At 68.0% G+C, this 22,142-nt stretch carries 28 protein-coding genes and 1 pseudogene; 13 read left to right on the forward strand and 16 right to left on the reverse strand.

Translation table 11 applies throughout. The features are described 5' to 3' along the window. Positions 1 to 183 precede the first annotated feature (183 nt). The 4 genes from NKI68_RS23145 to NKI68_RS23160 all read left to right on the forward strand — a co-directional run bounded on the left by NKI68_RS23145 (position 184) and on the right by NKI68_RS23160 (position 3,514). Positions 184 to 1,119 (forward strand): ArsA family ATPase, encoded by a 936-nt coding sequence (locus NKI68_RS23145; protein ID WP_254547388.1) that lies wholly within the window; start codon positions 184 to 186, stop codon positions 1,117 to 1,119. A gap of 64 nt (positions 1,120 to 1,183) precedes the next feature. Beyond that, entirely contained in the window at positions 1,184 to 2,536 is a 1,353-nt protein-coding gene (locus NKI68_RS23150) for an MFS transporter (RefSeq protein WP_254547389.1), read from the forward strand. A gap of 334 nt (positions 2,537 to 2,870) precedes the next feature. Further along, a complete protein-coding gene (locus NKI68_RS23155; protein ID WP_254547390.1) occupies positions 2,871 to 3,239 on the forward strand; it encodes a winged helix-turn-helix domain-containing protein in 369 nt (122 codons plus the stop codon). After that, entirely contained in the window at positions 3,236 to 3,514 is a 279-nt protein-coding gene (locus tag NKI68_RS23160; RefSeq protein ID WP_254547391.1) for a DUF7521 family protein, read from the forward strand. The genes NKI68_RS23155 and NKI68_RS23160 overlap by 4 nt, the downstream gene beginning before the upstream one ends. A gap of 15 nt (positions 3,515 to 3,529) precedes the next feature. Here the strand turns inward: NKI68_RS23160 and NKI68_RS23165 are convergent, their stop codons facing one another. Continuing rightward, on the reverse strand, positions 3,530 to 3,940 hold the full coding sequence (locus tag NKI68_RS23165; protein ID WP_254547392.1) for a universal stress protein: 411 nt from the start codon (positions 3,938 to 3,940) through the stop codon (positions 3,530 to 3,532). A gap of 47 nt (positions 3,941 to 3,987) precedes the next feature. Beyond that, positions 3,988 to 4,182 carry a DUF7501 family protein gene (locus tag NKI68_RS23170; protein WP_254547393.1) on the reverse strand — a complete coding sequence of 65 codons (195 nt, stop codon included), beginning with the start codon at positions 4,180 to 4,182 and terminating at the stop codon, positions 3,988 to 3,990. 185 nt (positions 4,183 to 4,367) lie between these two features. Between NKI68_RS23170 and NKI68_RS23175 the strand changes: the two genes are divergently transcribed. Next, entirely contained in the window at positions 4,368 to 4,808 is a 441-nt protein-coding gene (locus NKI68_RS23175; protein WP_254547394.1) for a universal stress protein, read from the forward strand. Positions 4,809 to 4,846: 38 nt separating this feature from the next. On the opposite strand, the gene NKI68_RS23180 is transcribed toward NKI68_RS23175, so the two are convergent. From NKI68_RS23180 to NKI68_RS23205, 6 genes are all read right to left on the reverse strand, one after another. Further along, the gene (locus NKI68_RS23180; RefSeq protein ID WP_254547395.1) at positions 4,847 to 5,131 is read right to left on the reverse strand and encodes a HalOD1 output domain-containing protein; all 285 of its coding nucleotides are present in this window, start codon (positions 5,129 to 5,131) and stop codon (positions 4,847 to 4,849) included. A gap of 154 nt (positions 5,132 to 5,285) precedes the next feature. Next, positions 5,286 to 5,615, reverse strand: coding sequence for a hypothetical protein (locus tag NKI68_RS23185; protein WP_254547396.1), 330 nt, complete (start codon positions 5,613 to 5,615; stop codon positions 5,286 to 5,288). A gap of 66 nt (positions 5,616 to 5,681) precedes the next feature. Further along, positions 5,682 to 6,095, reverse strand: a complete 414-nt coding sequence (locus NKI68_RS23190) for a PIN domain-containing protein (protein WP_254547397.1) — start codon at positions 6,093 to 6,095, stop codon at positions 5,682 to 5,684. Continuing rightward, a complete protein-coding gene (locus NKI68_RS23195; protein WP_254547398.1) occupies positions 6,085 to 6,309 on the reverse strand; it encodes a ribbon-helix-helix domain-containing protein in 225 nt (74 codons plus the stop codon). Before NKI68_RS23195 ends, NKI68_RS23190 begins: the two co-directional genes overlap by 11 nt. Positions 6,310 to 6,574: 265 nt before the next feature. Then, positions 6,575 to 7,711, reverse strand: a complete 1,137-nt coding sequence (locus tag NKI68_RS23200) for a S1C family serine protease (protein ID WP_254547399.1) — start codon at positions 7,709 to 7,711, stop codon at positions 6,575 to 6,577. A gap of 137 nt (positions 7,712 to 7,848) precedes the next feature. Next, positions 7,849 to 8,649 (reverse strand): enoyl-CoA hydratase/isomerase family protein, encoded by an 801-nt coding sequence (locus tag NKI68_RS23205; protein WP_254547400.1) that lies wholly within the window; start codon positions 8,647 to 8,649, stop codon positions 7,849 to 7,851. Positions 8,650 to 8,797: 148 nt separating this feature from the next. Here NKI68_RS23205 and NKI68_RS23210 point away from each other — a divergent pair, with 148 nt between their 5' ends. Together NKI68_RS23210 and NKI68_RS23215 are read left to right on the forward strand one after the other, a co-directional pair. Beyond that, complete coding sequence (locus NKI68_RS23210; protein WP_254547401.1) at positions 8,798 to 9,019, forward strand: AbrB/MazE/SpoVT family DNA-binding domain-containing protein; 222 nt, start codon at positions 8,798 to 8,800, stop codon at positions 9,017 to 9,019. Next, complete coding sequence (locus NKI68_RS23215) at positions 9,016 to 9,501, forward strand: PIN domain-containing protein (protein WP_254547402.1); 486 nt, start codon at positions 9,016 to 9,018, stop codon at positions 9,499 to 9,501. The genes NKI68_RS23210 and NKI68_RS23215 overlap by 4 nt, the downstream gene beginning before the upstream one ends. Before the next feature lie 6 nt (positions 9,502 to 9,507). Here NKI68_RS23215 and NKI68_RS23220 read toward each other — a convergent pair whose 3' ends face one another. Further along, entirely contained in the window at positions 9,508 to 11,148 is a 1,641-nt protein-coding gene (locus NKI68_RS23220; protein WP_254547403.1) for a class I adenylate-forming enzyme family protein, read from the reverse strand. Between the two features lie 174 nt (positions 11,149 to 11,322). Between NKI68_RS23220 and NKI68_RS23225 the strand changes: the two genes are divergently transcribed. Beyond that, on the forward strand, positions 11,323 to 12,270 hold the full coding sequence (locus NKI68_RS23225) for a ferritin family protein (RefSeq protein WP_254547404.1): 948 nt from the start codon (positions 11,323 to 11,325) through the stop codon (positions 12,268 to 12,270). Positions 12,271 to 12,356: 86 nt separating this feature from the next. On the opposite strand, the gene NKI68_RS23230 is transcribed toward NKI68_RS23225, so the two are convergent. Next, positions 12,357 to 12,806, reverse strand: coding sequence for a MaoC family dehydratase (locus tag NKI68_RS23230; RefSeq protein ID WP_254547405.1), 450 nt, complete (start codon positions 12,804 to 12,806; stop codon positions 12,357 to 12,359). A gap of 112 nt (positions 12,807 to 12,918) precedes the next feature. After that, entirely contained in the window at positions 12,919 to 14,307 is a 1,389-nt protein-coding gene (locus tag NKI68_RS23235; RefSeq protein ID WP_254547406.1) for an ATP-binding protein, read from the reverse strand. A 346-nt stretch (positions 14,308 to 14,653) separates the two neighbouring features. Between NKI68_RS23235 and NKI68_RS23240 the strand changes: the two genes are divergently transcribed. The 5 genes from NKI68_RS23240 (at position 14,654) to NKI68_RS23260 (ending at position 18,346) form a co-directional block, all read left to right on the forward strand. Then, positions 14,654 to 15,016, forward strand: coding sequence for an antitoxin VapB family protein (locus NKI68_RS23240; RefSeq protein ID WP_254547407.1), 363 nt, complete (start codon positions 14,654 to 14,656; stop codon positions 15,014 to 15,016). Then, complete coding sequence (locus tag NKI68_RS23245) at positions 15,013 to 15,396, forward strand: PIN domain-containing protein (protein WP_254547408.1); 384 nt, start codon at positions 15,013 to 15,015, stop codon at positions 15,394 to 15,396. Before NKI68_RS23240 ends, NKI68_RS23245 begins: the two co-directional genes overlap by 4 nt. A gap of 183 nt (positions 15,397 to 15,579) precedes the next feature. Beyond that, the gene (locus NKI68_RS23250) at positions 15,580 to 16,662 is read left to right on the forward strand and encodes a hypothetical protein (protein WP_254547409.1); all 1,083 of its coding nucleotides are present in this window, start codon (positions 15,580 to 15,582) and stop codon (positions 16,660 to 16,662) included. Next, on the forward strand, positions 16,659 to 17,189 hold the full coding sequence (locus NKI68_RS23255) for a Zn-ribbon domain-containing OB-fold protein (protein ID WP_254547410.1): 531 nt from the start codon (positions 16,659 to 16,661) through the stop codon (positions 17,187 to 17,189). The genes NKI68_RS23250 and NKI68_RS23255 overlap by 4 nt, the downstream gene beginning before the upstream one ends. After that, positions 17,186 to 18,346, forward strand: coding sequence for a thiolase C-terminal domain-containing protein (locus NKI68_RS23260; protein ID WP_254547411.1), 1,161 nt, complete (start codon positions 17,186 to 17,188; stop codon positions 18,344 to 18,346). The genes NKI68_RS23255 and NKI68_RS23260 overlap by 4 nt, the downstream gene beginning before the upstream one ends. Before the next feature lie 56 nt (positions 18,347 to 18,402). On the opposite strand, the gene NKI68_RS23265 is transcribed toward NKI68_RS23260, so the two are convergent. The 5 genes and pseudogenes from NKI68_RS23265 to NKI68_RS23285 all read right to left on the reverse strand — a co-directional run. After that, on the reverse strand, positions 18,403 to 18,939 hold the full coding sequence (locus NKI68_RS23265) for a DUF7344 domain-containing protein (protein WP_254547412.1): 537 nt from the start codon (positions 18,937 to 18,939) through the stop codon (positions 18,403 to 18,405). A 308-nt stretch (positions 18,940 to 19,247) separates the two neighbouring features. Next, the gene (locus tag NKI68_RS23270) at positions 19,248 to 19,652 is read right to left on the reverse strand and encodes a hypothetical protein (protein ID WP_254547413.1); all 405 of its coding nucleotides are present in this window, start codon (positions 19,650 to 19,652) and stop codon (positions 19,248 to 19,250) included. Between the two features lie 39 nt (positions 19,653 to 19,691). Continuing rightward, positions 19,692 to 19,916, reverse strand: a complete 225-nt coding sequence (locus NKI68_RS23275; RefSeq protein WP_254547414.1) for a hypothetical protein — start codon at positions 19,914 to 19,916, stop codon at positions 19,692 to 19,694. Between the two features lie 756 nt (positions 19,917 to 20,672). After that, complete coding sequence (locus NKI68_RS23280; protein WP_254547415.1) at positions 20,673 to 20,840, reverse strand: hypothetical protein; 168 nt, start codon at positions 20,838 to 20,840, stop codon at positions 20,673 to 20,675. 20 nt (positions 20,841 to 20,860) lie between these two features. After that, positions 20,861 to 21,397 (reverse strand): annotated as a pseudogene (locus NKI68_RS23285) (AAA family ATPase); the annotation flags it as partial. Positions 21,398 to 22,142: the final 745 nt, after the last annotated feature.

Genomic DNA, 22,142 nt, shown 5'->3' on the forward strand with positions numbered 1-22,142 from the left:
ACGCCACGACGACCGTACTGCGATAACTGATCGACGCTCGTAGCGGTAGGCCATCGGCGGCGGTGACGGAGACGCCACGCTCGATCTCCCCTAACCGTCGCGCGCGGAACCTTCGATTCGGCGATCCCCCACCCCGCGCCCGCGCGCCGCACGCCTTTGCGGCCGCGGGACCAAGGTCGGGCGATGACCGAGTACGTCTTCTACGGCGGGAAGGGCGGCGTGGGAAAGACCTCGTGCGCCGCCGCGACGGGGCTCGACCTCGCCGGCGGCGGGGCGCGCACGCTGGTCGTCTCGACGGACCCCGCCCACTCCCTCGGGGACAGCCTGGAGACCGAGTTGAGCGGCGAGCCGACGCGCGTGGCGGAGAACCTCTGGGCCGTCGAGGCCGACCCCGAGGCGGGCCAGGAGACCTACCGCGGGATCGTCTCGGTACTCGCGGCGGAGTTCCGGGAGGCGGGCGTCAGGCTCGACGACGAGGACGTCGAGCGGCTGTTCGCGGCCGGGTTCGTGCCGGGGAGCGACGAGATCGCCGCCCTCGAGTTCATCGGGGAGTACGCGGACGCCGAGGGGTGGGACTACGTGGTGTTCGACACCGCGCCGACGGGCCACACCCTCCGGTTGCTGGCCCTGCCCGACGTGCTGCGCGAGTCGCTCTCGACCGTCGGGAAGGTGCGGGGACAGCTCCGACGGCTGGTCGCCTCGGCGCGGAGCGTGGTGTTCGGTCCGGCGGCGCTCCTCCGTCCCGACCGCGAGCCGGACGAGGTCGACGCGCTGCGCGAGCGGATGGAGCGCGTCGCCGCGCTCCTCCGCGACCCGGAGCGGACTGACTTCCGGGTCGTGTTGCTCCCCGAGACGCTCGCCATCGAGGAGACCCGACGGCTCGTAGAGCGCCTCCGCGAGTTCGACGTCCCGGTCGACACGCTCCTCGTGAACCGCGTGCTGGAGGACGTAGACGAGGACTGCGACCGGTGCGCGGCGCGGAGGGCGCGCCACGAGCGACGGCTCGAACGCGTCCGGGAGACCTTCCCCGACTGCTCCGTCCAGGTGGTACCCGAACTCGACGGCGAGGCCTACGGCCGGGACGCGCTCTCCCGCCTCGCGGGGCGGATCGACGCCTGATTGCCCGATCGTCCGCGACCGCCGATTGCACAACCGTTAGGTCGTTCTCGCCGCTCTAGATGGTATGAGCGCGCCGCGCGCGGCGACGGCCACGGGTGCGATCCGATCCCCCCGCCGCGCCGTCGCGACCGTCGTCGCCATCGTCTTCGTCGACCTGCTCGGGTTCGGCGTCGTCATCCCCATCCTCCCGTTCTACGTCCGGAGCTTCGGCGTGAGCGACGTCTTCATCGGCCTGCTCGCGGCCTCCTACTCGCTCATGCAGTTCGGTTTCGCGCCCGTCCTCGGTCGCGTCTCCGACGAGCGCGGGCGGCGGCCGGTGATTCTGCTCTCGCTCGCGGGGAGCGCCGTCGCGTGGACGGTCTTCGGCCTCGCGGGCGAGGCGGAGGCGGTCCTCGGCGTCGCCGGGGCCGTCGCCACGCTGTTCTGCTCGCGCATGCTCGCCGGGGCGATGGGCGGGAACATCGCCGCCGCGCAGGCGTACGTCGCCGACGTCACCCCCCGCGAGCGGCGGGCGGGGGCGCTGGGACTGATCGGCGCGTCGTTCGCCCTCGGGTTCATCTTCGGTCCCGCGATCGGCGGCGCGTTCGCCAGCGACCCCGTCGTCGCGGCCGCGGACCGCCTCCTCCCGGCGTTCGTCCCCACGACGCGCTTCTCGCTGCCGAGCTTCGCCGCCGCCGGTCTGAGCCTCACCAGCCTCGTCCTCGCGGTCCTCTTCCTCGAGGAAACGGAACGCACGCGGACGGCGACCCGCGGCGGGACGTTCGTCGCGCAGTTCCGCGAGGCGCTCTCGACGTCCGGTCTCCGGGACCTCGTGGTCGCGTTCTTCCTCGTCTCCCTCGCCTTCTCGGGCGTCCAGGTGATGTTCATCCCCTTCGTCGCGGACGTCTACGGCTACGACGCCTCGCAGGCGGCCGCGCTGCTGACGTACGTCGGCGTCCTCGGCGTCGTCAACCAGGGCGTGCTCGTGGGTCGGCTCTCGCGGCGCTACGACGACCGGTCGCTCGCGCTCGTCGGCGCGGGCGTCCTCGCGCTCGCGCTGGCGGGCATCCCGAGCGCGCCCGCCCTCGGTCGCGCGCTCTTCGGCGGACTCACACCGGAGGGACTGGTGTCGCTGACGCCCGAACTGGTGGCGCTCCTGGTCGTCCTCGCCTGCCTCTCGTTCGGTAACGGCCTGCTCAACGTCTCGCTCGCCACGCTCGTCTCGACGAGTACGGGAGAGGAGTCACAGGGCAGCGCCTTCGGCGTGACCCAGGGCGCGGCGAGCCTCGGCCGGACGGTCGGACCGCCCGCGATGGCGCTGCTGTACGCCGCCGTCGCCGTCTGGTCGCCGTTCGTCGTCGGGGCCGCGCTGGTCGTTCCGACCGTGGCCCTCCTGGTACGAGTAGCGAGAGGACCGACGACGACCACCACGGGCTGATCGGAGGAGGGCCGAAGCGGGGCGAATCCCCCCGGTGCGAACGATGGGACGCGCCGGGGTCGGACTCGTCGTCAGCGGTGGGCGACGGTCGGGTCGGTAGGGCCGTCTCGGTCGACCACCGACGCCTGCTATAACTGTCGTTATCCTCCTACTAACAGTTTTCCGTCGGCGCTCGTCGACGGAAACGGTGCGTTATCCGTCACGATCGGCGTTCGGCGGCCGCTCGTCGATCCACGGGAACCGGAACGACCGCGGTGAGGGACGTCGGCGGCGGTCCGAGGGGACCGGCGGAGAGACAGGTCTATACGTCTCCTTCGAGGACTGTCGACCGGAGATGGTGCGGCCACAGGACGACGGCCCGGAGATGCAGGCGGTCCTCGACGCCCTCGACGACCCGACCTGCCAGCGCATCATCGCGAAGCTGGACCAACCCATGACGGCAAGCGAACTCTCGGAGACGTGCGACGTCCCACTCTCGACGACCTACCGGAAGCTGGACGACCTGAGCACGGCCTCGCTGGTGGCCGAGGAGACGGAGATCCGACAGGACGGCCACCACACCACGCGCTACCGGCGCGACTTCGAGGAGGTCGTCATCCGGCTGAGCGACGAGCAGTTGCTGGCCGTGACGATCGAACGGCCCGCGACGCCCGACGAGCGCCTGGAGCGGTTGTGGGGCGAGGTCCGGAGGGGGGTGCGATGACCGCCGAGTTCACCACGCTCGTGGTCGTGTTCAAGACGCTGACGCTGGTGCTCGGCGGCGTCATCACCTACTTCGCGTTCAAGGCCTACCGCCGCACCCGCGCGCGGGCGCTGGCGGCGCTCTCGGTCGGCTTCGCGATCGTCACCTTCGGGTCGCTCCTCGCCGGGGCCGCCCACCAGGGGTTCGGACTCGACTCCGACACCGTCCTGCTCATCGAGAGCGTCCTCACGGCCGTCGGATTCGGCGTCATCACCTACTCGCTGTACGCGGATTGATCCGCCGAACGCGCGTCACGGCCGCCGGACCGTCAGTACGGGGACCGCCGCGAACCGGACCACCCGCGCCGCGACGCTCCCCATGAACAGCCGATCCAGCCCCGTTCTGCCGCGGGTCCCCATCACGATGAGGTCGATCCGCGCGTCGTCGGCGTAGTCGAGGATCTCCGCCGACGGCCGGCCCTCGACGACCGCCCGCGTCACCGACAGCCCCGCCGCGCTGACCTGCGAGGCGGCCTCCTTCGTGATCCGCTCTCCCTCCTGTCTGAGGAGGTCCAGCATCGGCCCGCCCCGGGCGACGGTCACGTCCGCGACGTAGACGACGTGGACCACGGCGTCGGCGTGCGAGGCGAGGTCGATCGCGTGGACGAGCGCGGCCTCCGCCGTCGGGCTACCGTCCGTCGGGACGAGGACGTTGGTGAACATGGCTCACCCGGGAGTTCGTCGCCCGAGGTAATCAAGGCGCGCCGGGCTTATCCGGACCACTCGCCGCCGATGTCGTCGGTCACGCGCTCGCGCCACTCGTCGAACCGCGCTCGACACGGGGGACTGTCACCGATGTGATCGATGAACCCCGGACCGCCGTCGACCAACCGCGCGCCGCAGAACGCACAGCGCTCGGGATCCCCCCACCGCGGATACGCCGCGACCACGTCGCTCGATGCCATGGCTCTGATCGATCGGACACGTACTAATCTGTTTCGGGAGTTATGGTTCGTTTCGAACCCTATAACCCAGTTTAGTGTACGATTACACCGTATATCAGCGTATAACGTGACGGTCTCGATCCTTCGTGACGCTCTCTGCCGACTGCGGCCGACAGTATATCCCTCGCGGGGACGATGTGGTCGGTATGTACGAGCGCATCCTCGTGCCGACCGACGACAGCGCCGGGGCGATGGCCGCCGCGGAACTCGCCGTCGACCTCGCCAGTCAGTACGACGCGACGATACACGTGCTGTTCGTCGTCGATACGACCTCGCTCCCAGCGGACGTGACGGCGACGTACGTGGACGAGGCGCTGGAGGAGGTCGGCGAGCGCGCGACGAGGGGCGTCGTCGAACTGGCCGACGAGGCGGGCGTCGAGACCGCTCCCGTCGAGATCGCCTCCGGCGCGCCCCACCGCGAGATCCTGGCGTACGCCGACGAACACGACGTCGACCTCATCGTCATGGGAACCCACGGACGACGGGGGCTGGACCGCCTCCTGGTCGGGAGCGTCACCGAGAAGGTCGTTCGACTGTCCGACGTCCCCGTGCTGACGACGCGCGCGCCGAAGGAAGAGACGGAGTAGCGCGTAGTTCCGACGCTGTCGGTCCCGAAACCGAGCGTTCAGGCGGAGGGTGCCGGTGCGTCGTCGGGCGGGGTACTCGAGGCGGCGTCGCTGACGGTCACCGTCCGATCCGCCCCGACGGAGACGGTCAGGTCCCGGTACGTCAGTTCGACCCGCGTCGTTCCCGAGGGGTCCGCCCCCACGAGTTCGTCGAGCGCGTCCGGATCGACGACGTCGTGCAGCGGCGGGTCGAGTCGGACCGGGTCGACGCCCTCGAACTCGCCGACGAGTTCGGCCACGACGGCCACGAGGGGAGCGTCGACCGCTCGGCGGGTCAGTCGCATACGACGGGGTAGTCGATCCCGGTTAGTAAGCGTGGTGAAACGCCGCACAACCCGTTTCCAGGGCGATCATTCGGACGATCTCTCCCATCGGTGGGACGTCGTTCGAGGCGGCGACGACGGGAGCGTCGGGGAGCGTCGCGACCGCGTGCGGCCGTCAGAGCAGGTATCCCTGCGTGACCGCGAGCGCGACGACCAGCAGGACGAATCCGCCGTAGAGGAGCAGGTTCACCCGGATCAGACCGAGGGCGGCGGTCACCGTCCCGTCGTTCGTGACGGCGCTCGGGTTCTCGGCGGCGATGCGGCGGTGGAGCGTGACGTGGCCGACGACGTACCCGACGAGGGCGACCACGAACAGCCCGAGCGTCGCCAGCACCAGCGCCGGCTCGCCGAGCGCGACGCCGGCGACCACGGCGAGGATCGCCACGAGCAGTGCGACGTTCATCCCGAGGGTGAGTCGTCGGGCGGTCGCGATGTCCGAATCCATCGTTCTTGAATGGCAGAACGCCGATTATAACGGTTTACATTCGCGCACCGCTCGGGCGCGGTACGCTCATGCACGCCAGGGGTCGATACAGGACGATGAACCACAGAGCATGAGACGCGACCGAACCGCCCGCGGCGACGGGTAGAGCGTGTCCGTCGAGACGATCGGCTCGCCGAGCGCCCGCGCGGTGCCCAGGTGAATCGCGTCGAAGAGGTTGAGTCGATCGTGCGACCGCCGGAGTTCGCCCCCGGCCGCGACGTGCTCGGTCCGGAGCGGAACGAGTTCGATCCCCTCGTCTGCGATCGCCTCGTGCGTCGTCGTCAGGCGCTCTCGCTCCCAGCGGTCCTGCATCGCGTACTGGACTTCGATGCACGTCGCGGCGGACGTCTTCGGCGCGTCGAGGGCGCGAACGTCGACGCTCGATTTGAGCCAGTCGTCGCGCTTGAGCGCGGCGAGGACCACGTCCGTATCAAGATACACGTTTTCGCTCCAGGCGCTCCTCGATGTCCCGCTCCGCCCCGGCCGCGGTCAGTTCGTGAAGCCGCTTCAGGTGCGCCTCGCGGGTGACGAGGCGCGCGCCGTACCGGAGGGCCTCGGACCGGGAGCCGAACGCCCCCTCCTCGACGAGTTCGTCGAGTTCGCGGACGAGATCCTCCGGGAGCGAGACCGGAATCGATCGTCGATCGGCGCTCATATCCGGATTACGTATAGGATAGGTATAAACCCTCGTCCCGCGGAGGCAGCGCTTTGCCGCCTCGACGCCTACGGACGCCGTGAACCTCGGGAAGCTCTTCGAGCGTAACTGGCGTTGCAACCGCTGTCGGAAGCGCTACTGGCGCGCCCCGCGGCGCTGCCGGCGCTGTGGCAACACCGTCTACTCCCCGATCTGAGGGCGGTTCGTCGGGGACGACGGAGCCTACGAACCGCGGTGACGCCCGCTTCCGTCCCCTCTCATCCACTCACCGCGACGGGCGCGCGCCGACCGTCACCTCGACCGTCCGCTCCTCGCCGCCGCGGAGGACCGCGAGCGACGCCCGCTCCCCCGGACTGGTCTCCAGCGCGAGGTACGACCGCAACGTCGCGACCGACGAGACGGGCCGACCGTCGACGCCGACGATCACGTCCCCGCCGACGGGGACGGGGACCCCGCGGACGGTCACCCGGCGGTCGCTCTCGCGAAGCCGACCGGCCGCCGGACTCCCGCGGAACGTGGCGATCACGAGGACGCCCCGCGGTTCGGCGAGGTCGTTCGCCCGGGCGGTCGGCGGGCCGACCTCCGCCAGCCGCACGCCGAGGTACGGGTTCCGATAGCGACCGTCCTCGATCAGCGCGGGGACGACCCGCCGGACCAGCGGCGCGGAGATGCCGAAGGCGATGTTCTCGCCGCCGCCGGCGTAGACGACGGCGACGACGCGCCCGTCGAGCGCGACGAGCGGACCGCCGCTGTTTCCCGGATTGATCGGCGCGTCGGTCTGGATGGCCGCCGGCACCGACACCCCCGTCCGCGCCGGCAGGTAGCGGTTCGTCCCGCTGACGATGCCCGCGGAGATCGCCCCCTCCAGGCCGTACGGGTTGCCGAGCGCGACCACCTCCAGGCCGATGGGGGGCATCGAGTCGGCCATCGGGAGCGGCTTCGCGTACGCCGGCGAGTCCTCGACGGCGACGACCGCGAGGTCGGTGAAGCGGTCGCGGCCGAGGACCCGCCCGGCGCGCCAGTCGTCGCGGCTGAACTGCACGTTCACCGCCGAGGCGCGCCCGACGACGTGGGCGTTCGTGACGACGTGACCCGCCCCGTCGTAGACGAAGCCGCTCCCCTGTCCCCCGCCCCGCTGGACGAGCACGACGCCCTCGACGCTCCCGCGGTAGACGCGGGCGTAGGGGTTATCGACGGATCGGCCCGTCGCGTTCACGTCGGCCGACCCGTTCGTTCGATTCGTCGCGTTCGTTCCATTCGTCCCGTTCGTGTCGCTCGGGCCGTCCTGCCCGCCGGACGGCCCGGGGAGGACGCTCGAACAACCGGCGAGACCGACGCTCGACGCGGTTCCCAGCGCGGCGAGGAACCGTCGTCGCGTCGACGGGCGCGGGGGGTCGGCCATGGTCGCCGTGACGCGCCCCGGTCGAATAGACGTTGGGCCGTCGAGCCGGCTCGTGGGGGCCCGTTCGCCGCGGGCGCTCGTTCGGGGTGCGGAGGAGCGCGAGCGCGCACGCGTGAAGGGGTTTCTCCGTTCTCCGCCTACCGCCCGACGAACTCGGGTTCGTACCCGTCCTCGCGGAAGGCGCGCGCGCCCTCGGCGTGGTCCTCGGTGGCGAGCAGGCGGGGGAAGCGCGCCCGGTCGTACCGCCGGCCCTCCGCCAGCCCGACCTGCGTCGAGAGGAGCGCGGACTCCTTGATCGCCCGCAGCGAGAGCGGCGGCTTCGAGGCGAGTGTTTCGACGACCGCCTCCACCGCCGCCTCGAAGTCGTCGTCCGCGAAGGCGTCGTTCACCAGCCCCAGATCGGCGGCCTCGGCCGCGGGGACGTGTTCGCCCGTCATGGCGAGTTCGCGGGCGACCGCCGGTCCCGCGAGGCGGGCGACGTACTGGACGCCGCCCGCGCCGGGGATGATGCCGAGGTCGACCTCCGGGAGGCCGAGGCGGCTCGACTCGCTCGCGTAGCGCAGGTCGCAGGCCAGCGCGAGTTCGAACCCGCCGCCGAGACAGTAGCCGTCGATCTTCGCCACGACCGGGGCCGGGAAGTCCTCGACGATCTCCTGGACCGGTCGGGAGGCGTTCGTCGCCGGGCCGTCCCCCGAGAACTCGTTCACGTCAGCGCCCGCGCAGAACGCCCGGTCGCCCGCCCCCTCGATCACGACGACGCGCACCGCCGCGCCGTCGGCCTCGTCGTCCACCTCCCGGAAGCGTTCGAACGCCGTCTCGACGTCGGCGCGCAACTGCCCGTTGAGCGCGTTCAGCGCGTCCGGTCGGTTCAGCGTGATCCGGGCGACGCCGGTCTCCCCGTCGAACGCGGCGATGGCCGCGTCGAGTTCCTCGCGCATACCCGTCGAACCGGCGCGGGAGGTAAATAGCTCACCGTCGAACCTGCGACGGCGAACGACGCCACCGTTCGCCGACGGCGCTACCGACGAGCGAACGGAACGTGGCAGAGTGGTAAGAATTATTTCGTAGTACCAAGTAGGTATTACCATGAGTCGGGTCACGAGCAAGGGACAGGTCACGATCCCGAAGGAGATCCGCGAGCGGCTCGGGATCCGGGCGGGCGACGAGGTCGCCTTCGAGGAGACCGACGAGGGGTACGTCATCCGCAAGGAGGTGGACGAGAGCCGCTTCGAGCGGTGGCGGGGTGCGGCCGACACCGAAGCGACGGTGGAGGAGCGTATGCGCGAACTCCGCGGAGAACGTCCGTGACGCGGACCGTCGTGGACACCAGCGCGCTGATCGCCCTCCTCTCGCCCGACGACGAGCACAACCGATCAGCGGCGACGCTCCTGCGGGAAGCTGCCGAGGAGGGGGCACTCCTGATAAACCCCGTCGTCTACGCGGAACTGGCCGCCGATCCGTTCTTCGGATCGCGATCGGACCTCGACGACTTCCTCGACGACACGGGCATCGCCGTCGAAGGACTCCCGCGAGCCGCCCAGTTCGAGGCCGGGGAGGCGTTCCGGCGCTACCTCAACCGCCGAGGGGAGGAACTCCAGTGCAGCGAGTGCGGGCACGAGACCACGTTTCCGTGTCCCGACTGCGACGCATCGATCACCGCTCGTCAGCACGTCGCCGCGGACTTCCTCATCGGCGCGCACGCCGCGACGGTCGACGCGCTCCTCACCTTCGACCGGGGGTTCTACCGCGACTACTTCGACGTGACGTGCCGGGCGGTACGGGGGCGGTGATCCGGGTCAGACCTCGCCCGACCCACCCGCAGCGGCGTCGTCGCGCCCCTCCAGCTTGAACTTCTGGACCTTCCCGCTCGCCGTCCGGGGGAGGTCGTCGAGGAAGATCACCCGGCGTGGGTGCTTGTACGCCGCGATGGCGTCGAGGCAGTACCGCTTCAGGTCCTCGGCGGTCACGTCCGCGCCCGGTTCGACGCCGGGGCGGGGGACGACGTAGGCGATCGGCACCTCGTTGCGTCGCTCGTCGGGGACGCCCACGACGGCGGCGTCCGCCACCGCGTCGTGCTCGTGGAGGAGTTCCTCGACCTCGCTCGGGTAGACGTTGTACCCGGCGGAGACGATCACGTGCGTCTTCCGGTCGACGATCTCGTAGTAGTTCTCCGGGTCGCGCCGGGCGACGTCGCCGGTGCGGAAGTAGCCCGTCTCGGTGAACGCGGCGTCGGTCGCCTCGGGCATACCGTGGTAGCCGCGCATCACCTGCGGGCCGCGCACGAGCAGTTCGCCCGCCTCGCCGACCGCCACCTCCTCGCCGTCGTCGTCCACCAGCTTGCAGTCGGTCATCCGAAGCGGCTGGCCGACGGTGCCGTGTCTGAGGCCGTAGGTCGACCCCTGCTGGGAGTGAGTCGCGCCGGTCGTCTCGGTGAGGCCGTATCCCTCCGCCATCTCGACGCCCGCCATCGCCTCGAACTCTCGCTGGACCGAGACGGACATCTTCGCGCCGCCCTCGGCCGCGAGCACCAGGCTGCCCAGGTCGTGCTCGCCGAAGGAGTCCGCGTTCACCATGTCCACGTACATCGCGGTGACGCCGACGAAGTGCGTGACGCCCGCCGCCTCGATCAGCACCATCGCCGCGTCCGGATCCCAGCTCGCCGGGCTGCGGAGGTAGAGCGCCCCGCCGCGGATCAGCGGCTGCCAGGCGGTGTGGGTGAATCCCGTGATGTGATAGAGCGGGAGCCAGACGAGGCTCCGCACCTCCTCGCCCGCGAGGTCGTCGGCTCCCCCCGCCAGCTGGGCGACCGTCTGCGCGCGGAGGTTCCGGTGGGTGAGTTCGACGCCCTTCGGCCGGCCGGTCGTCCCGCTCGTGTACGGCAGGAGGGCCACGTCGTCGTCGTCGCGCTCGACCAGCGTCGGCTCGCCCGCCACCTCGTCGAACCGAACGTCCCCCTCGAACGCATCCCCCTCGGGCACGTCCTCATCGTCGCCGGCGGCGGTCCCCGTCCCCCCGGCGACGGTGATCACGACCGGCTCCCGGCCCGTCTCCGACAGCGCCTCCGTCACCGTCTCGCCGAGCGCGGGGTGGGTCACGACGGCCCGCGCGTCGGCGTCCTCGAGCTGGTAGCTCAGTTCGCGGACCCTGTACTGCGGGTTGACCGGCGAGACGACCACCCCGGCGCGGAACGCCCCGAGCGAGGCCAGCAGGTACTGGGGACAGTTCGGGAGGTAGAGCAGGAGCGCGTCCCCCGGCTCCAGCCCGAGGTCGCGGAGGCCGCCGGCGAACCGCGCCGCGGCGGTCCCCACCGCCGCGTGCGTCAGCGTCCGCCCGTGCATCTCGACCGCGAGCGCGTCGCCGTGGCGGGCGACCGTCTCGTCGTGCAGTCGCGCGACGTTCCCGTGCCGAGCGTCGTCGCCGACGTCCTCGAGTCGCATGGAACCTGTTACCGAAACGCAGAGATTAAGTGTTGCCCCGGAGCGCGGCGGCGTCGGTCGTTCGGAACCGAGACCGGAGATCGAGACGCGGATACGGCTACCGGACCACTCGATGAAAGTTGTCAGTAGTTGCGATAGAGCTATCCATTCGGTAGGCAAAAACTAACACGAACTATGACGCAGATTCGGGACGCCAGCCGAGAGATGCGCCTCGATCCGGACTCGTTCGCGGGCGGCTACTTCCGCAACGCGGTCTACCGTCACTGGGACCCCTACGAGGACGTTCCGCAGGCGCTGCTCGAGCAGGACCGAGAGCGGCTGATCGCCCGCGAGCAGACCGAGGGGCAGTTCGACGGGTTGCGCCGGACGCTCGCGCTGTTCGGCGCGGGCGAGGAGGCCGTCACCGAGGACCTCGCGCCGCTTCTCATTGTGACGACGGACGTCGACAAGCAGATGTTCCTCACCTCGCAGCTCTACGAGGAGGCCAAGCACACCCAGTTCTTCGACCGCTACTGGCGCGAGGTGATCGACCCCGTCGCCGAGGCGTGCGGCTTCGAGGTGACGCACCCGACCGACCAGCGCTACTTCAACGAGGACTACGTCGCGCTATTCGACAAGACGGCAGAGGCGATGGAGCGCCTGCTCACCGACGACACGCCCGAGAACCGCGTGCGGGCGTACTGTCACTACCACCTCGTCGTCGAGAGCGTCCTCGCCCAGACCGGCTACTACGGCATCCAGTCCTCCTGGTCGCCGACCGGCGCGGATCTCGACGTCGCGGGCGAACCCGTCCACCTGGAGGGCCTCATCGAGGGCGTCACCCGCGTCCGCAGCGACGAGGGGCGACACGTCGGCTTCGGCATGCGCGAGGTGCGCCGACTCGTCCAGGAGGAGGGCGTCGACCCCGACGTCGTCCAGACCACCCTTCGGGACCTCATGGGCCACGTCGCCGGGACGGTCCAGTACGAGGAGAGCGAGGTCGACTCGACGCCGCTCGTCGAGTACGCGGCGGAGAAGCTGACCCGCCGCATCGAGATCATCACCGACGCCGAGACGGAACTCCCGCCGGTCGAGGAACTGGTCCACGTCGAGGGCGGGCGGGACATCTCGGCGGCGGACTGACCGTCGACACTCTCCCGTCCGGTTCGAGCGAGACGCGTTCGGCGAGCGCCTCGTGGGAAATCAGCACTTTTCGACGACTCAGCGCCTCAATCGTCGGCTTCGCGTCGCGCCACGAGTCCCAGCCCGACCCACGAGATGACCTCCTCGCCGTCCTGGTTGTAGCCCGTCACCCGGCTCTTGACGTGGCCCCGCGAGGGGTCGCTCTCGGAGGGGCGCTTCTCCAGCACCTCCGTCTCGATCGAGAGCGTGTCGCCGGGGCGGACGGGGCGGTACCACCGGAGTTCGTCCACCCCGAGCGCGCCCATGCCCGCCTGCTCGCCGAGCACGCCGTCGACGAGCATCCGCATGCACAGCGACGCGGTGTGCCACCCGCTCGCGATGAGTCCGCCGTAGGGCGACTCGGCGGCCGCCTCCTCGTCCACGTGGAACGACTGGGGGTCGTACTGCGTGGCGAACTCGATGATCTCCGCCTTCGTCACCGTCCGGCTCCCGTGCTCGGTCACGTCGCCGACCTCGATGTCCTCGTAGTACTCCATCGACGCGGTAGGTCGGCGGAGGAGGACAAGTGGGCTTCGGTCCGCGGTAGCGTCTCGCGCGGCCGGATGCGGTGCGTGATCGCGTCCGTCCGCGCGACCGGGACGGCCCCTCCTACGGCGAGAGCAGTCGGTCGAGTTCGTCGAGTCCGAAGAGGTGCCAGTTATCGTCGAGTTCGTCGGCCAGTCCGTCGACGAACCCACTCTTCGAGAAGAGCGCGAAGCGTTCCGTGCGCGTCTCGGGTCCCCACCGAACGCGCTCCGCTTTCTCCCGGAGATCCTCGACGAGCGAGTAGCCCACCGGTTCGCTCGTCCACTTGCACTCGGCGAGGAGGATGCGATCGTCCTTCGCCGCGAGTCCGACGATGTCGATCTCGTCACCGCCGAACCACCACCGACCGACCGTAGAGTAGCGGTCGAGCACGCCACTACGAACCCCTGCCCACACCGCCTCCGTACAGATCTCCTCGAAGGACATCCCGATGTGGGTCGGGAGATCCGGCTCGATGGTGTCCTCGTAGACGAGTTCGGGTGCCTCTTCGATGCTAGAGCGATGCGGTTCGACGTATCGGAACCAGAACCGGAGGAACTCGTCGGCGACGCGGTAGAGCGACCGCTTCGACTTCTTGCTCGACGCGGTGACCGGCACCTCGCGGTCGACGAGTCGGAGTCGCCTGAGCGTCTGTAGGTACTTCGACAGCGGTCCTGGGTCGATGTTCGTCGCGCCCGATATCTCGTTCGGCGTCGTGTGGCCGGTCGCGATCGCCTCGAGGATGCTCATGTATCGAGCGGGGCTCCGTAACTCGGTCCGCAGGAGGAACTCCGGTTCGTTGTACAGGACGGCCGTCGGTGAGAGAACCCGCGTGCGGATGTTGTCGGCGAGCGACTCGTCGTAGTCGAAGAGCAGGAGGTACATCGGCGTTCCCCCGGTAACCGCGTACGACCGAATCGCGGTCTCGAAGCCGTAGTCGATCACCTCGCGTGCTTGCGCGAACGAGAACGGCTGGAGGTCGATCTGCCCGGTTCGCCGGCCGTACAGCGGACTCTTGTGAGCGAGCACCTCGGACTCCATGACGCTCACGCTCGACCCGCACAACACGAGCATCGAATTCGTCGCCTGGAGTCGCTCGTCGACGAAGGCCTGGACGTACGACGGAAGCGAATCGTTCTCTTCCACGAGATAGGGGAACTCGTCGACGACGACGATCGCGTCCTCGGCGGCGAGTTTCTCGCCGAGGTAATCGAACGCGTCGGGCCAGTCCTCGATGCGCGGTAAGCGGTCGTCGAACCGGTCGGCGATCCGCTCGACGAATTTCTCGCGCTGTCGCGTTTCGGCCTCCTGGGCCACGAGGTAGTAGACGTGTGGGCGATCGGTGCAGAACTCCTTGAGTAACGCCGTTTTCCCCACGCGGCGACGTCCGTAGACGACGAAGAAGTCGTGCCCCGGCGCTTCGAACGCCGTCCTGAGTGCGTCGAGTTCCTCGGTCCGGTCGTAAAAGGTCATTATCGAGGTAATGATTACTGCGATAATGACTTATACGCTACGGGCATCTCCGACTCCGAGGAGCGAGTTGCTCTCGCGGCCGCCATCGCGTTCACCTGCAGGGGACGGCGCTATCGCCCCTCGAACTCCGGCTCTCGGCCCTCGCCGAACGAGCGCAGGCCCTCGGGGAAGTCCGCCGTCCGGGCGGTGCGGGCGATCGTGTCCGTCTCCGCCGTCAGCTGCGCCTCGACCCCGGTCGAGGACGTTCGTCTCGACGGTCAGGGCCTCACCTCGCCGAGGGGTGGCATAGCCGGCCGGCCGACGACGAACTTATGCACGGTACGAACGTACGTCTACGTGTACACCTATGGCGACCAAATCGCTGACCATTCGCGAAGACGCGTACGAACGCCTGCGGGCGCTGAAGCGCGACGACGAGAGTTTCAGCGATCTCGTCGATCGACTGACCGCCGAGAAGAACGCCGACTGGCGGACCCACATCGGGTTCGCCGAGCAGGAGGGATTCGCCGAGGAGTACGACGCCGTCGTGCGCCGCCGCCGCGAGGAGATGGAGACGACCGACTCGTTGTTCGAGGACGTGCTCGAACCGCTGGGACGCGAAGGGGCCGACGACGAGCGAGTGACCGACGACGAACGGGAAGGTGACGACGAACGGGAGGGCGACGACGAATCGGGGATCGACGACGAATCGGGGATCGACGACGCATGAGATGCGTCGACACGTCGTTTCTGATCGACTTCGCGAAGGGCCACCCCGCCGCCCGCGCGTTCTTCGAGGACGACGGGGCGGACGTCTACTACGCGCCGACGCCCGCGCTGGCGGAGGCCTACACGGGACTGTTCTATCTCGGGGATTACACCACCGAGGAGGCCGTCGCCCGGTTCGGTTGGACGACCCCGCAGCCGATCACCCACGGGATATCGATCGAGGTCGCTCGACTCCAGGCCGACCTCATGCGCGCAGGGACGTCGGTCAAGACCGCCGACGCGTACATCGCTGCGACCGCACGTTCCCTCGACGTCCCGTTGATCGCCCACGACGACCACTTCGAACGGATCGACGGACTGGACGTACTGGCGTATCGGTGACGTCCTCCGCGGCGCGAACACCGGGACCTCTCACGCGGGAGGTACCCGACCCGGCGGACTCCAAACCGGGCCGAGACGGCGTCGGCCCGGAGTGAACTGCCATCACCAGAAGCTATTACTGACCCGCTGGTAAGCTACCAGTGGTATGTCATCACGACGCAAGATAGTGGACGGAGGTGGAACGTGGTCGTAATCGCCGGGTGCGGCGGCTACGTCCCCCTCTACCGCATCGAGCGCGAGACGATCGCGGCCCAGCACGGCGGGTCCGGCCGCGGCGAGAGCGCCGTCCCCGCGCGCGACGAGAACCACGTCACGATGGCCTGCGAGGCCGCCGGGACGGCGCTCGCGCGGGCAGGTATCGAAGGGGGAGACCTCGGCGCGGTCTTCGCCGCGAGCGTCACCGACCCGCTCGCGGAGCACGGGATCGCCGCGCACGTCGCCTACCGCTTCGACGCGACCGGCGACGTGCGCACGGGCGACTTCCGGGCGACCCCGCGGGCGGCCGCGGACGCGTTGTTCGCCGCCCGCGCGTTCGTCGAGGCGACCGGCGAGCGCGCGATCGTCGTCGCGAGCGACGTCCTCCCGGCGGAATCGGGGGATGGCGGCGAGGCGTACGCCGGGGCGGGCGCGGGGGCAGTCGTCGTCGCGCCCGACGCCGGTCGCGGAAACGTCGCCGGCGAGAGTGCGAACGTCGACGCGACGGACGCCGACGCGACGGACGCCGACGCAACGGACGCCGGGGACGCGCCCGCCGCGACGCTCACCGGGTGGGGCCAGGAGACCACGGGGTTCGTCGAGCGCCACCGCGAGCACGGCGAGCCCGCGATCGGGGGCGACGCGCGCTTCGAACGGCGGTACGGCGCTCGCCCGGCGGCCGAGGCCGCCGTCGAGCGCGCGCTGGCGTCGGCGGAGATCGATGCGCCCGCGCGGGCCGTCGCCTGCGCCCCCGACGCCCGGCTGGCGCGAACCGTCCTCGGCGGCGTCGAAGCCGAGCACGTGAGCACGTTCGACGCCGTCGGCTCGGCCGGAACGGCCTCCCTCCTTCTCGACCTCGCGCACCTGCTCGAGACCTCGGAGCCGGGGACGCCCGCGCTCGCGGTCTGCTACGGCGCGGGCGGGGCTGACGCCGTCGCGTTCGAGGTCGGCGAGGCGGGTAAGCGAGGCGAGACCGTCGCCGACCTGCTCGACGCCAAGGAGTACGTCACTTACGCGAAGCACCTGGAGTACCGCGAGCCCGTCGAGTATCAGGGGGTGAACCGCGCGTGAGCGGTCCGCGCTATCAGCGCACGAAGCGACAGGACCAGCGCCTCGTCGGCTTCGAGTGCCAGGACTGCGGCTGGGTGTCGTTCCCGGAGGAGAAACGCACGTGCAAACGCTGTGGCAGCGCGCCCGCGGACTTCGAGGAGGTGGGACTGGCCGAGCGCGGCGAGATCAAGACCTTCGTCGTCCAGCAGTACCTCCCCGACGACATCGAGACGCCACAGCCCGTCGCCATCGTCGACCTCCCGCAGGTCGACGGGAACGGCGAGGCGGCCCGGGCGTACGGCCTGCTGACCGAGACGCATTTAGCGGAGATCGACGTGGGCACCGAGGTCGAGGCGCGCTTCCGGGAACTGTTCGCCGACGGCTCCCGGCCGATCAACTCCTTCAAGTTCGGCGTCCCGCGCGCGACGAAGGGCGATAGCGACAGGACGGACGACAATAGCGGCGACGGGACCGGCGACAGCGGAACCGGCGACGGCGAAAGAGCGGGTGCCGACCCCGGTGGGAGGGACGGAGGTGACGGGCGATGACCCGGGACGCCTACGTCGTCGGCTCGGGGATCATCGAGTTCGGGGAGCTGTACGAGAAGTCCTTCGACGACATGCTGGAGGAGGCGTACCTGAACCTCCTCGACGGCGTGGACGGGGGGGTCGCTCCGAGCGACATCGACGCCGCGTGGTACGGCACCATCGACATCGCGGGCGAGGGCTCGTCCGGATCGGCGCTCGCGCACGCGACCGGGCTGTTCGAGACGCCGATCACGCGCGTCGAGAACGCCTGCGCGACCGGCAGCGACGCCTTCCGCAACGCCTCGCTGGCCGTCCAGTCCGGCGCGGCGGACGTCGCGCTCGTCATCGGCGCGGAGAAGATGCTCGACGACACCGCCGGACTCATCGGGAGCGCCGCGCTCGAGCGCCTCTGGCGCGGGCGGGGCGTCACGATGCCCGCGTACTTCGGCATGCGCGCGACCCGCCACATGGACCAGTACGGCACGACGCGCGAGCAGATCGCCGAGGTGTCGGTGAAGAACCACGCCAACGGCGTGAAGTACCCCTACGCCCACCAGCAGTTCGAGTGCTCCGTCGAGGACGTCCGCGAATCGCCGACCGTGAGCTATCCGCTCAACCTCTACGACTGCTGTCCGGTCACCGACGGGGCGTGCGCGGTGCTCCTCGCGAGCGAGGACCGCGCACGCGAGTTCACCGACGACCCGATCCGCCACGCCGGGTGGGGCCTCTCTGCCGACTCGTTCCAGCGCGGCGACGACCTCGCGCTGTCGAACTTCCCGGCGACCCGGCAAGCTTCCAGTCAGGCCTACGAACGGGCGGGGATCGGCCCCGACGACGTCGACGTCGCAGAGGTCCACGACTGCTTCTCCATCACGGAACTCATCACCTACGAGGACCTCGGCCTCTGCGCCGACGGAGAGGGCGGGCGGTTCGTCGAGGAGGGCCACCCCCACCTCGACGGCGACACGCCCGTGAACCCCTCCGGCGGACTGCTCTCGAAGGGCCACCCCATCGGCGCGACGGGCGTCGCGCAGATCGCCGAGATCTTCGAACAGCTCCGCGGCGAGGCGGGCGACGTGCAGGTCGACGCACCCGAGGTCGGCCTCCAGCACAACATCGGCATCGGTCGCAACGCCACCGGCGCGGTCAGCTGCGTGAACGTCCTCGCCCGCGACTGACCCGTCGCTCCCGGTTCGATCTCGACACCCCAGGTTCGGTCGCGGGAGCACCGCGATCAGAGGCGGGCGGAGACGACGCCCGTCCGTCGGTCCGCCTCCTGGAGGAGACGGACGCCGACGAGGAGCGCGAAGAAGAGGCCGGACCACGCGACTGCGGGGACGGCAGCGATCCCCGGCAGCCCGAGGGCGGCACCGGTCACGACGCCGAACCCGACGAGCCCACAGAGCAGGTAGAGCAGGTCCCACGGCACCTCGGGAGCCTGATCGAGTCCCATGTACCGCTCGACCGCCGCCGCCCGCTCGGTGAGCGTCACGATCTTCCGCTCGCGATCGTACTCGACGACGCCGCACCGATCGAGGCGGGGGAGGTGCGACTGGTGCAGCGAGTTGTAGACGCTCTGGCGGACGTTCCGCGGGGGCGGCGCCTCGCCCGTCTCCGCCGCGGCGACCGCCTCCGCGAGGGCCGCGATCTCGACGCTCGGGCCGTGACGGCGCAACTGCTCGATCGTGTGCCGACGACGCCCGTTCTGCAGGATGTCGTACACCTCGCTCTCCGCGAGGGACGGTTTCTCGGTGACTGCGTTCGTACTCATGCGTGGTGGAAGGCGACGAGGTGGGGCGATCGCCGAGCGGGATGTTGTCCCCCGACGACTGACAGGCCGACGCGTCGGTAGTCACGCAGGATCGACGGAAGAAAAAACTATCTGTTTATCTTGATAGTACCCATTTGAAATAATAATTCGTAGAAAAGTTCTCGTCGAGTGTATGTTGTTCGTAGAGAGTCAGAGGGGGAAATTAGCCCGAACGCGCGTCGATCGACGACCGACTGGACCGACTTCACGTTCGGCTCGGTGGTCGACCGGACGTCCCCGTTCCGCCCGGTTCTGCGTTCGCCGGGGGCTCAGAACGGGACTGCCGGGACGAACGCGACCGGCTCGTCCCGGAGTTGCCGACGGAGGCTGTCCCGCGGGATCCAGAACTGCCGGTCGTCGGGCATCCGCACGCGGACGGTGCGCGTCGTCGCCGCGACGACGTGCCACGTCCGGCCGTCGTCGTGCTCGATCCGGTCGCCCGGCCTGAGGCCGTCGACGGCTAGCTCCCGGTCGCGCCGTCTCCAGGTGTCGTGGTCGTCGTACTCGTTGTGACGGTCGCTAGCGTCGCTAGCATCGTTAGCATCGTTAGCATCGCTAGCGTCGCCGTCGTCGTCGCCGTCGTCGTGATCGTCGTGATCGTCGTGATCGTCCGACGGCGGCCGATCCGCTCGAACGGCACGAGAGAAGTCGATCTCCGCGTCTCCTGTAGTCATTGGCTCGATGGGTCAACTCCGCCGTGGTGTCGCCCGTCCCTACCGGATCGAGCTACCCACCAGACGGCCGCGAAGCTCGTCGGTGAGCGCCTGGACCCGGGTCGAGAACTCGGCGGCGTCGTCGTCGGTGACGACCCCGCGCGTCTGCAGGCCCGACACGATGCCCGCCAGGTGTTCCTCGGCGAAGTTGAGTTCGATGATTTCGGCGTTCGCAACGTCGTCGGTTCGTTCTTCGGTGCGTTCCTCGGTTCGTGTGCCTGTCATGCCCACGAGGTCTGCTATGGGTGGCGGCCCCATACCCGTTACAGCTAGGCGCATGCGCTCGCCACGCCGCCCGGGCTAAGTGTGTAACGCAGTCACAGTGTTCGGGAGAGTGACAGCACGCGACTGGTCGCCGAGGGCGAATCGCTCCGAGCGCGGATAGTCGCGGGGGGAGGATCGAATACGTCGACTGGGGCGGGCGTGCGGACGCCTCCGTCGTCCCGTCCGGTTTCCCCGACGCAGGTCGCAGGTATCCGTACGAGCGTTTTCGGAAGCGGGGATCGTTCCGCCGGCCAGAGCGACGGAGAACGACGGAGGACACACCTCGTACCGAGTGAGATGTGGGGCTGTTAGTACCCTCAGGTAGGGAGTCACCGACCGACGAGATCCACGACGGACACCTCGTACCGAGTGAGTACTGGGCGCAATACCCTAATCTGGAACCGAGAGTAGTCGATTAGTCACTGACTTTCTAGTTTAGTATGATATGTGTAGAAAGAGACGTTCGACTTCGGTAACTGGCAGTCGTGGAGTGGGTACTGGCGAAACTGGCAGAGGAGGTCGTTTCGTCACGGGGGATCACGATAGACAGTTATCGTAAGATCAGAGCGACGCCAGACACTCTACTTTTGCCAGTGGAAACCGAGAGACGATAGCCAGGTTCGGATCTACTGGAAAGGACGGTTGCGTTCGCTCGACAGTTCTGCTAAGGGGTGAACGAGTGAGGGGAGGAGATGGGTAAAGCAGGTAGCACGGACGTTAATAGTCGGACAGTTTTTCGTTATACTTCGCTTTTTCCCGCAGTACGTCGAGTTCTCCGAACTCGGATTCCAGGGCATCGATGGCGGATCCCAACGAGACGTCGAGTTCGTAGGCGTTGAAGTTCCCTCGGCCGCCCGTCTCGACGAGACAGATGATCGATTTCATGTTGAGTTTCGAAAGGTGATCGTGTGCGCCCGCGGAAGTTCATAGAGCAGAGCATCGTCATCTCCGATGCTATCTATTTCGTCGAGGACGATCAGAATCGTTCCGCCGATGTCGTTGAGGTCCTTGTATAACTCGTTGAAGACCCGCTTTGCTTGATACCCAGTCTCGCTCATCGGCTCACGTCTCGTCGTAACCGTGGTAAGCGGCTCTTTCTCGTCTTCGGGTTTTCGAATCTCGTTCACGAGATGAATGGCGACCTGATACGAGGACGTCGTGTTCGTACAGTTCAACTCGATGATATTGAGGCCGAGATCGTCGTACTGTTCGGATGCCTCATAGAGATCCTTGAGAATGGCGTGTGTCGTGACAGTTTTACCGATGCCAGTGTCCCCGTAGACGAAGATGTTGTTCGGGTTCCACCCCTTGATGACGGGACGGAGAGCGTTCGCGTACGCATCAAGTTCGTCATCCCGTTCCTCTAACTCCTCAGGTTCGTACCCCGTATCAAGTACGTCTTGATCTCTGAAAATGTAATCATCCCGATCAAATCGACTCATACTATGCTCGATTCACGAACACTAATAAAACCAAGTGTTCCAGTAACACCAGTAACGCCAATTACGGACCGTTCCTTCCAGTACTCCATCCACATATATACCACACACACTCCACTCATGCCAGTAAACTACTCGTGAAAGTCAGACTCCGAATACCCCGTCCGATCTACGATCAGCCCGAGGCTGATTTCCTTCCTAAAACATCCCCAGTACGGACCCATTTCGACTATTCCATACTAAACATTTTGTTTCTAAAGAGACTTTCTCAGGACGGTGAACGGATCCGTGCGTTTTACTGGCAGAGGTGGAGTGTGTGTGGTATATAAATAACACCATCACTGGCAAAACTGGAAGTGGCGGTTGCATCCGACCAGTAGATGGGGGTCACTGTAGCGAAGAACCACCGCCGATCGAAGGCGGAGACACCCCACCACTTCGAGTGAAGCGCCACGGTAGTAGTATAGAGACGTTCGACTCGGTTCGACATCGTCCGCTCGTATCGTTGATAGTAATGATCGACATTCTGCGGGTATCGGAGGTTGATCCCACACCCCTCGTTTTCAGTGAAACGTTTGGGATCGTGTCTCGGTTCTAACCTCCAGAGAGCGGTTAGTACATGGATGGAAAGCGCCTGTACCACCTCCTAACCCTAATCCGTTGACTTAAGGCCTCTTTGCGTAGGTATACGCTACCATACTACATTCATTGCCTATACAGTTGATTATATAATAATCGAGAGCTGTTG

The sequence above is a fragment of the Halomarina pelagica genome, assembly GCF_024228315.1.
Taxonomy (GTDB): domain Archaea; phylum Halobacteriota; class Halobacteria; order Halobacteriales; family Haloarculaceae; genus Halomarina; species Halomarina pelagica.

Excerpts from the sequence above, each read along its gene's own strand:
- NKI68_RS23145 (WP_254547388.1), top strand. The coding sequence starts at position 184 with ATGACCGAGTACGTCTTCTACGGCGGGAAGGGCGGCGTGGGAAAGACC.
- NKI68_RS23150 (WP_254547389.1), top strand. The coding sequence starts at position 1,184 with ATGAGCGCGCCGCGCGCGGCGACGGCCACGGGTGCGATCCGATCCCCC.
- NKI68_RS23155 (WP_254547390.1), top strand. The coding sequence starts at position 2,871 with ATGGTGCGGCCACAGGACGACGGCCCGGAGATGCAGGCGGTCCTCGAC.
- NKI68_RS23160 (WP_254547391.1), top strand. The coding sequence starts at position 3,236 with ATGACCGCCGAGTTCACCACGCTCGTGGTCGTGTTCAAGACGCTGACG.
- NKI68_RS23165 (WP_254547392.1), bottom strand. The coding sequence starts at position 3,940 with ATGTTCACCAACGTCCTCGTCCCGACGGACGGTAGCCCGACGGCGGAG.
- NKI68_RS23170 (WP_254547393.1), bottom strand. The coding sequence starts at position 4,182 with ATGGCATCGAGCGACGTGGTCGCGGCGTATCCGCGGTGGGGGGATCCC.
- NKI68_RS23175 (WP_254547394.1), top strand. The coding sequence starts at position 4,368 with ATGTACGAGCGCATCCTCGTGCCGACCGACGACAGCGCCGGGGCGATG.
- NKI68_RS23180 (WP_254547395.1), bottom strand. The coding sequence starts at position 5,131 with ATGCGACTGACCCGCCGAGCGGTCGACGCTCCCCTCGTGGCCGTCGTG.
- NKI68_RS23185 (WP_254547396.1), bottom strand. The coding sequence starts at position 5,615 with ATGGATTCGGACATCGCGACCGCCCGACGACTCACCCTCGGGATGAAC.
- NKI68_RS23195 (WP_254547398.1), bottom strand. The coding sequence starts at position 6,309 with ATGAGCGCCGATCGACGATCGATTCCGGTCTCGCTCCCGGAGGATCTC.
- NKI68_RS23200 (WP_254547399.1), bottom strand. The coding sequence starts at position 7,711 with ATGGCCGACCCCCCGCGCCCGTCGACGCGACGACGGTTCCTCGCCGCG.
- NKI68_RS23205 (WP_254547400.1), bottom strand. The coding sequence starts at position 8,649 with ATGCGCGAGGAACTCGACGCGGCCATCGCCGCGTTCGACGGGGAGACC.
- NKI68_RS23210 (WP_254547401.1), top strand. The coding sequence starts at position 8,798 with ATGAGTCGGGTCACGAGCAAGGGACAGGTCACGATCCCGAAGGAGATC.
- NKI68_RS23220 (WP_254547403.1), bottom strand. The coding sequence starts at position 11,148 with ATGCGACTCGAGGACGTCGGCGACGACGCTCGGCACGGGAACGTCGCG.
- NKI68_RS23225 (WP_254547404.1), top strand. The coding sequence starts at position 11,323 with ATGACGCAGATTCGGGACGCCAGCCGAGAGATGCGCCTCGATCCGGAC.
- NKI68_RS23230 (WP_254547405.1), bottom strand. The coding sequence starts at position 12,806 with ATGGAGTACTACGAGGACATCGAGGTCGGCGACGTGACCGAGCACGGG.
- NKI68_RS23235 (WP_254547406.1), bottom strand. The coding sequence starts at position 14,307 with ATGACCTTTTACGACCGGACCGAGGAACTCGACGCACTCAGGACGGCG.
- NKI68_RS23240 (WP_254547407.1), top strand. The coding sequence starts at position 14,654 with ATGGCGACCAAATCGCTGACCATTCGCGAAGACGCGTACGAACGCCTG.
- NKI68_RS23245 (WP_254547408.1), top strand. The coding sequence starts at position 15,013 with ATGAGATGCGTCGACACGTCGTTTCTGATCGACTTCGCGAAGGGCCAC.
- NKI68_RS23260 (WP_254547411.1), top strand. The coding sequence starts at position 17,186 with ATGACCCGGGACGCCTACGTCGTCGGCTCGGGGATCATCGAGTTCGGG.
- NKI68_RS23265 (WP_254547412.1), bottom strand. The coding sequence starts at position 18,939 with ATGAGTACGAACGCAGTCACCGAGAAACCGTCCCTCGCGGAGAGCGAG.
- NKI68_RS23270 (WP_254547413.1), bottom strand. The coding sequence starts at position 19,652 with ATGACTACAGGAGACGCGGAGATCGACTTCTCTCGTGCCGTTCGAGCG.
- NKI68_RS23275 (WP_254547414.1), bottom strand. The coding sequence starts at position 19,916 with ATGACAGGCACACGAACCGAGGAACGCACCGAAGAACGAACCGACGAC.
- NKI68_RS23280 (WP_254547415.1), bottom strand. The coding sequence starts at position 20,840 with ATGAAATCGATCATCTGTCTCGTCGAGACGGGCGGCCGAGGGAACTTC.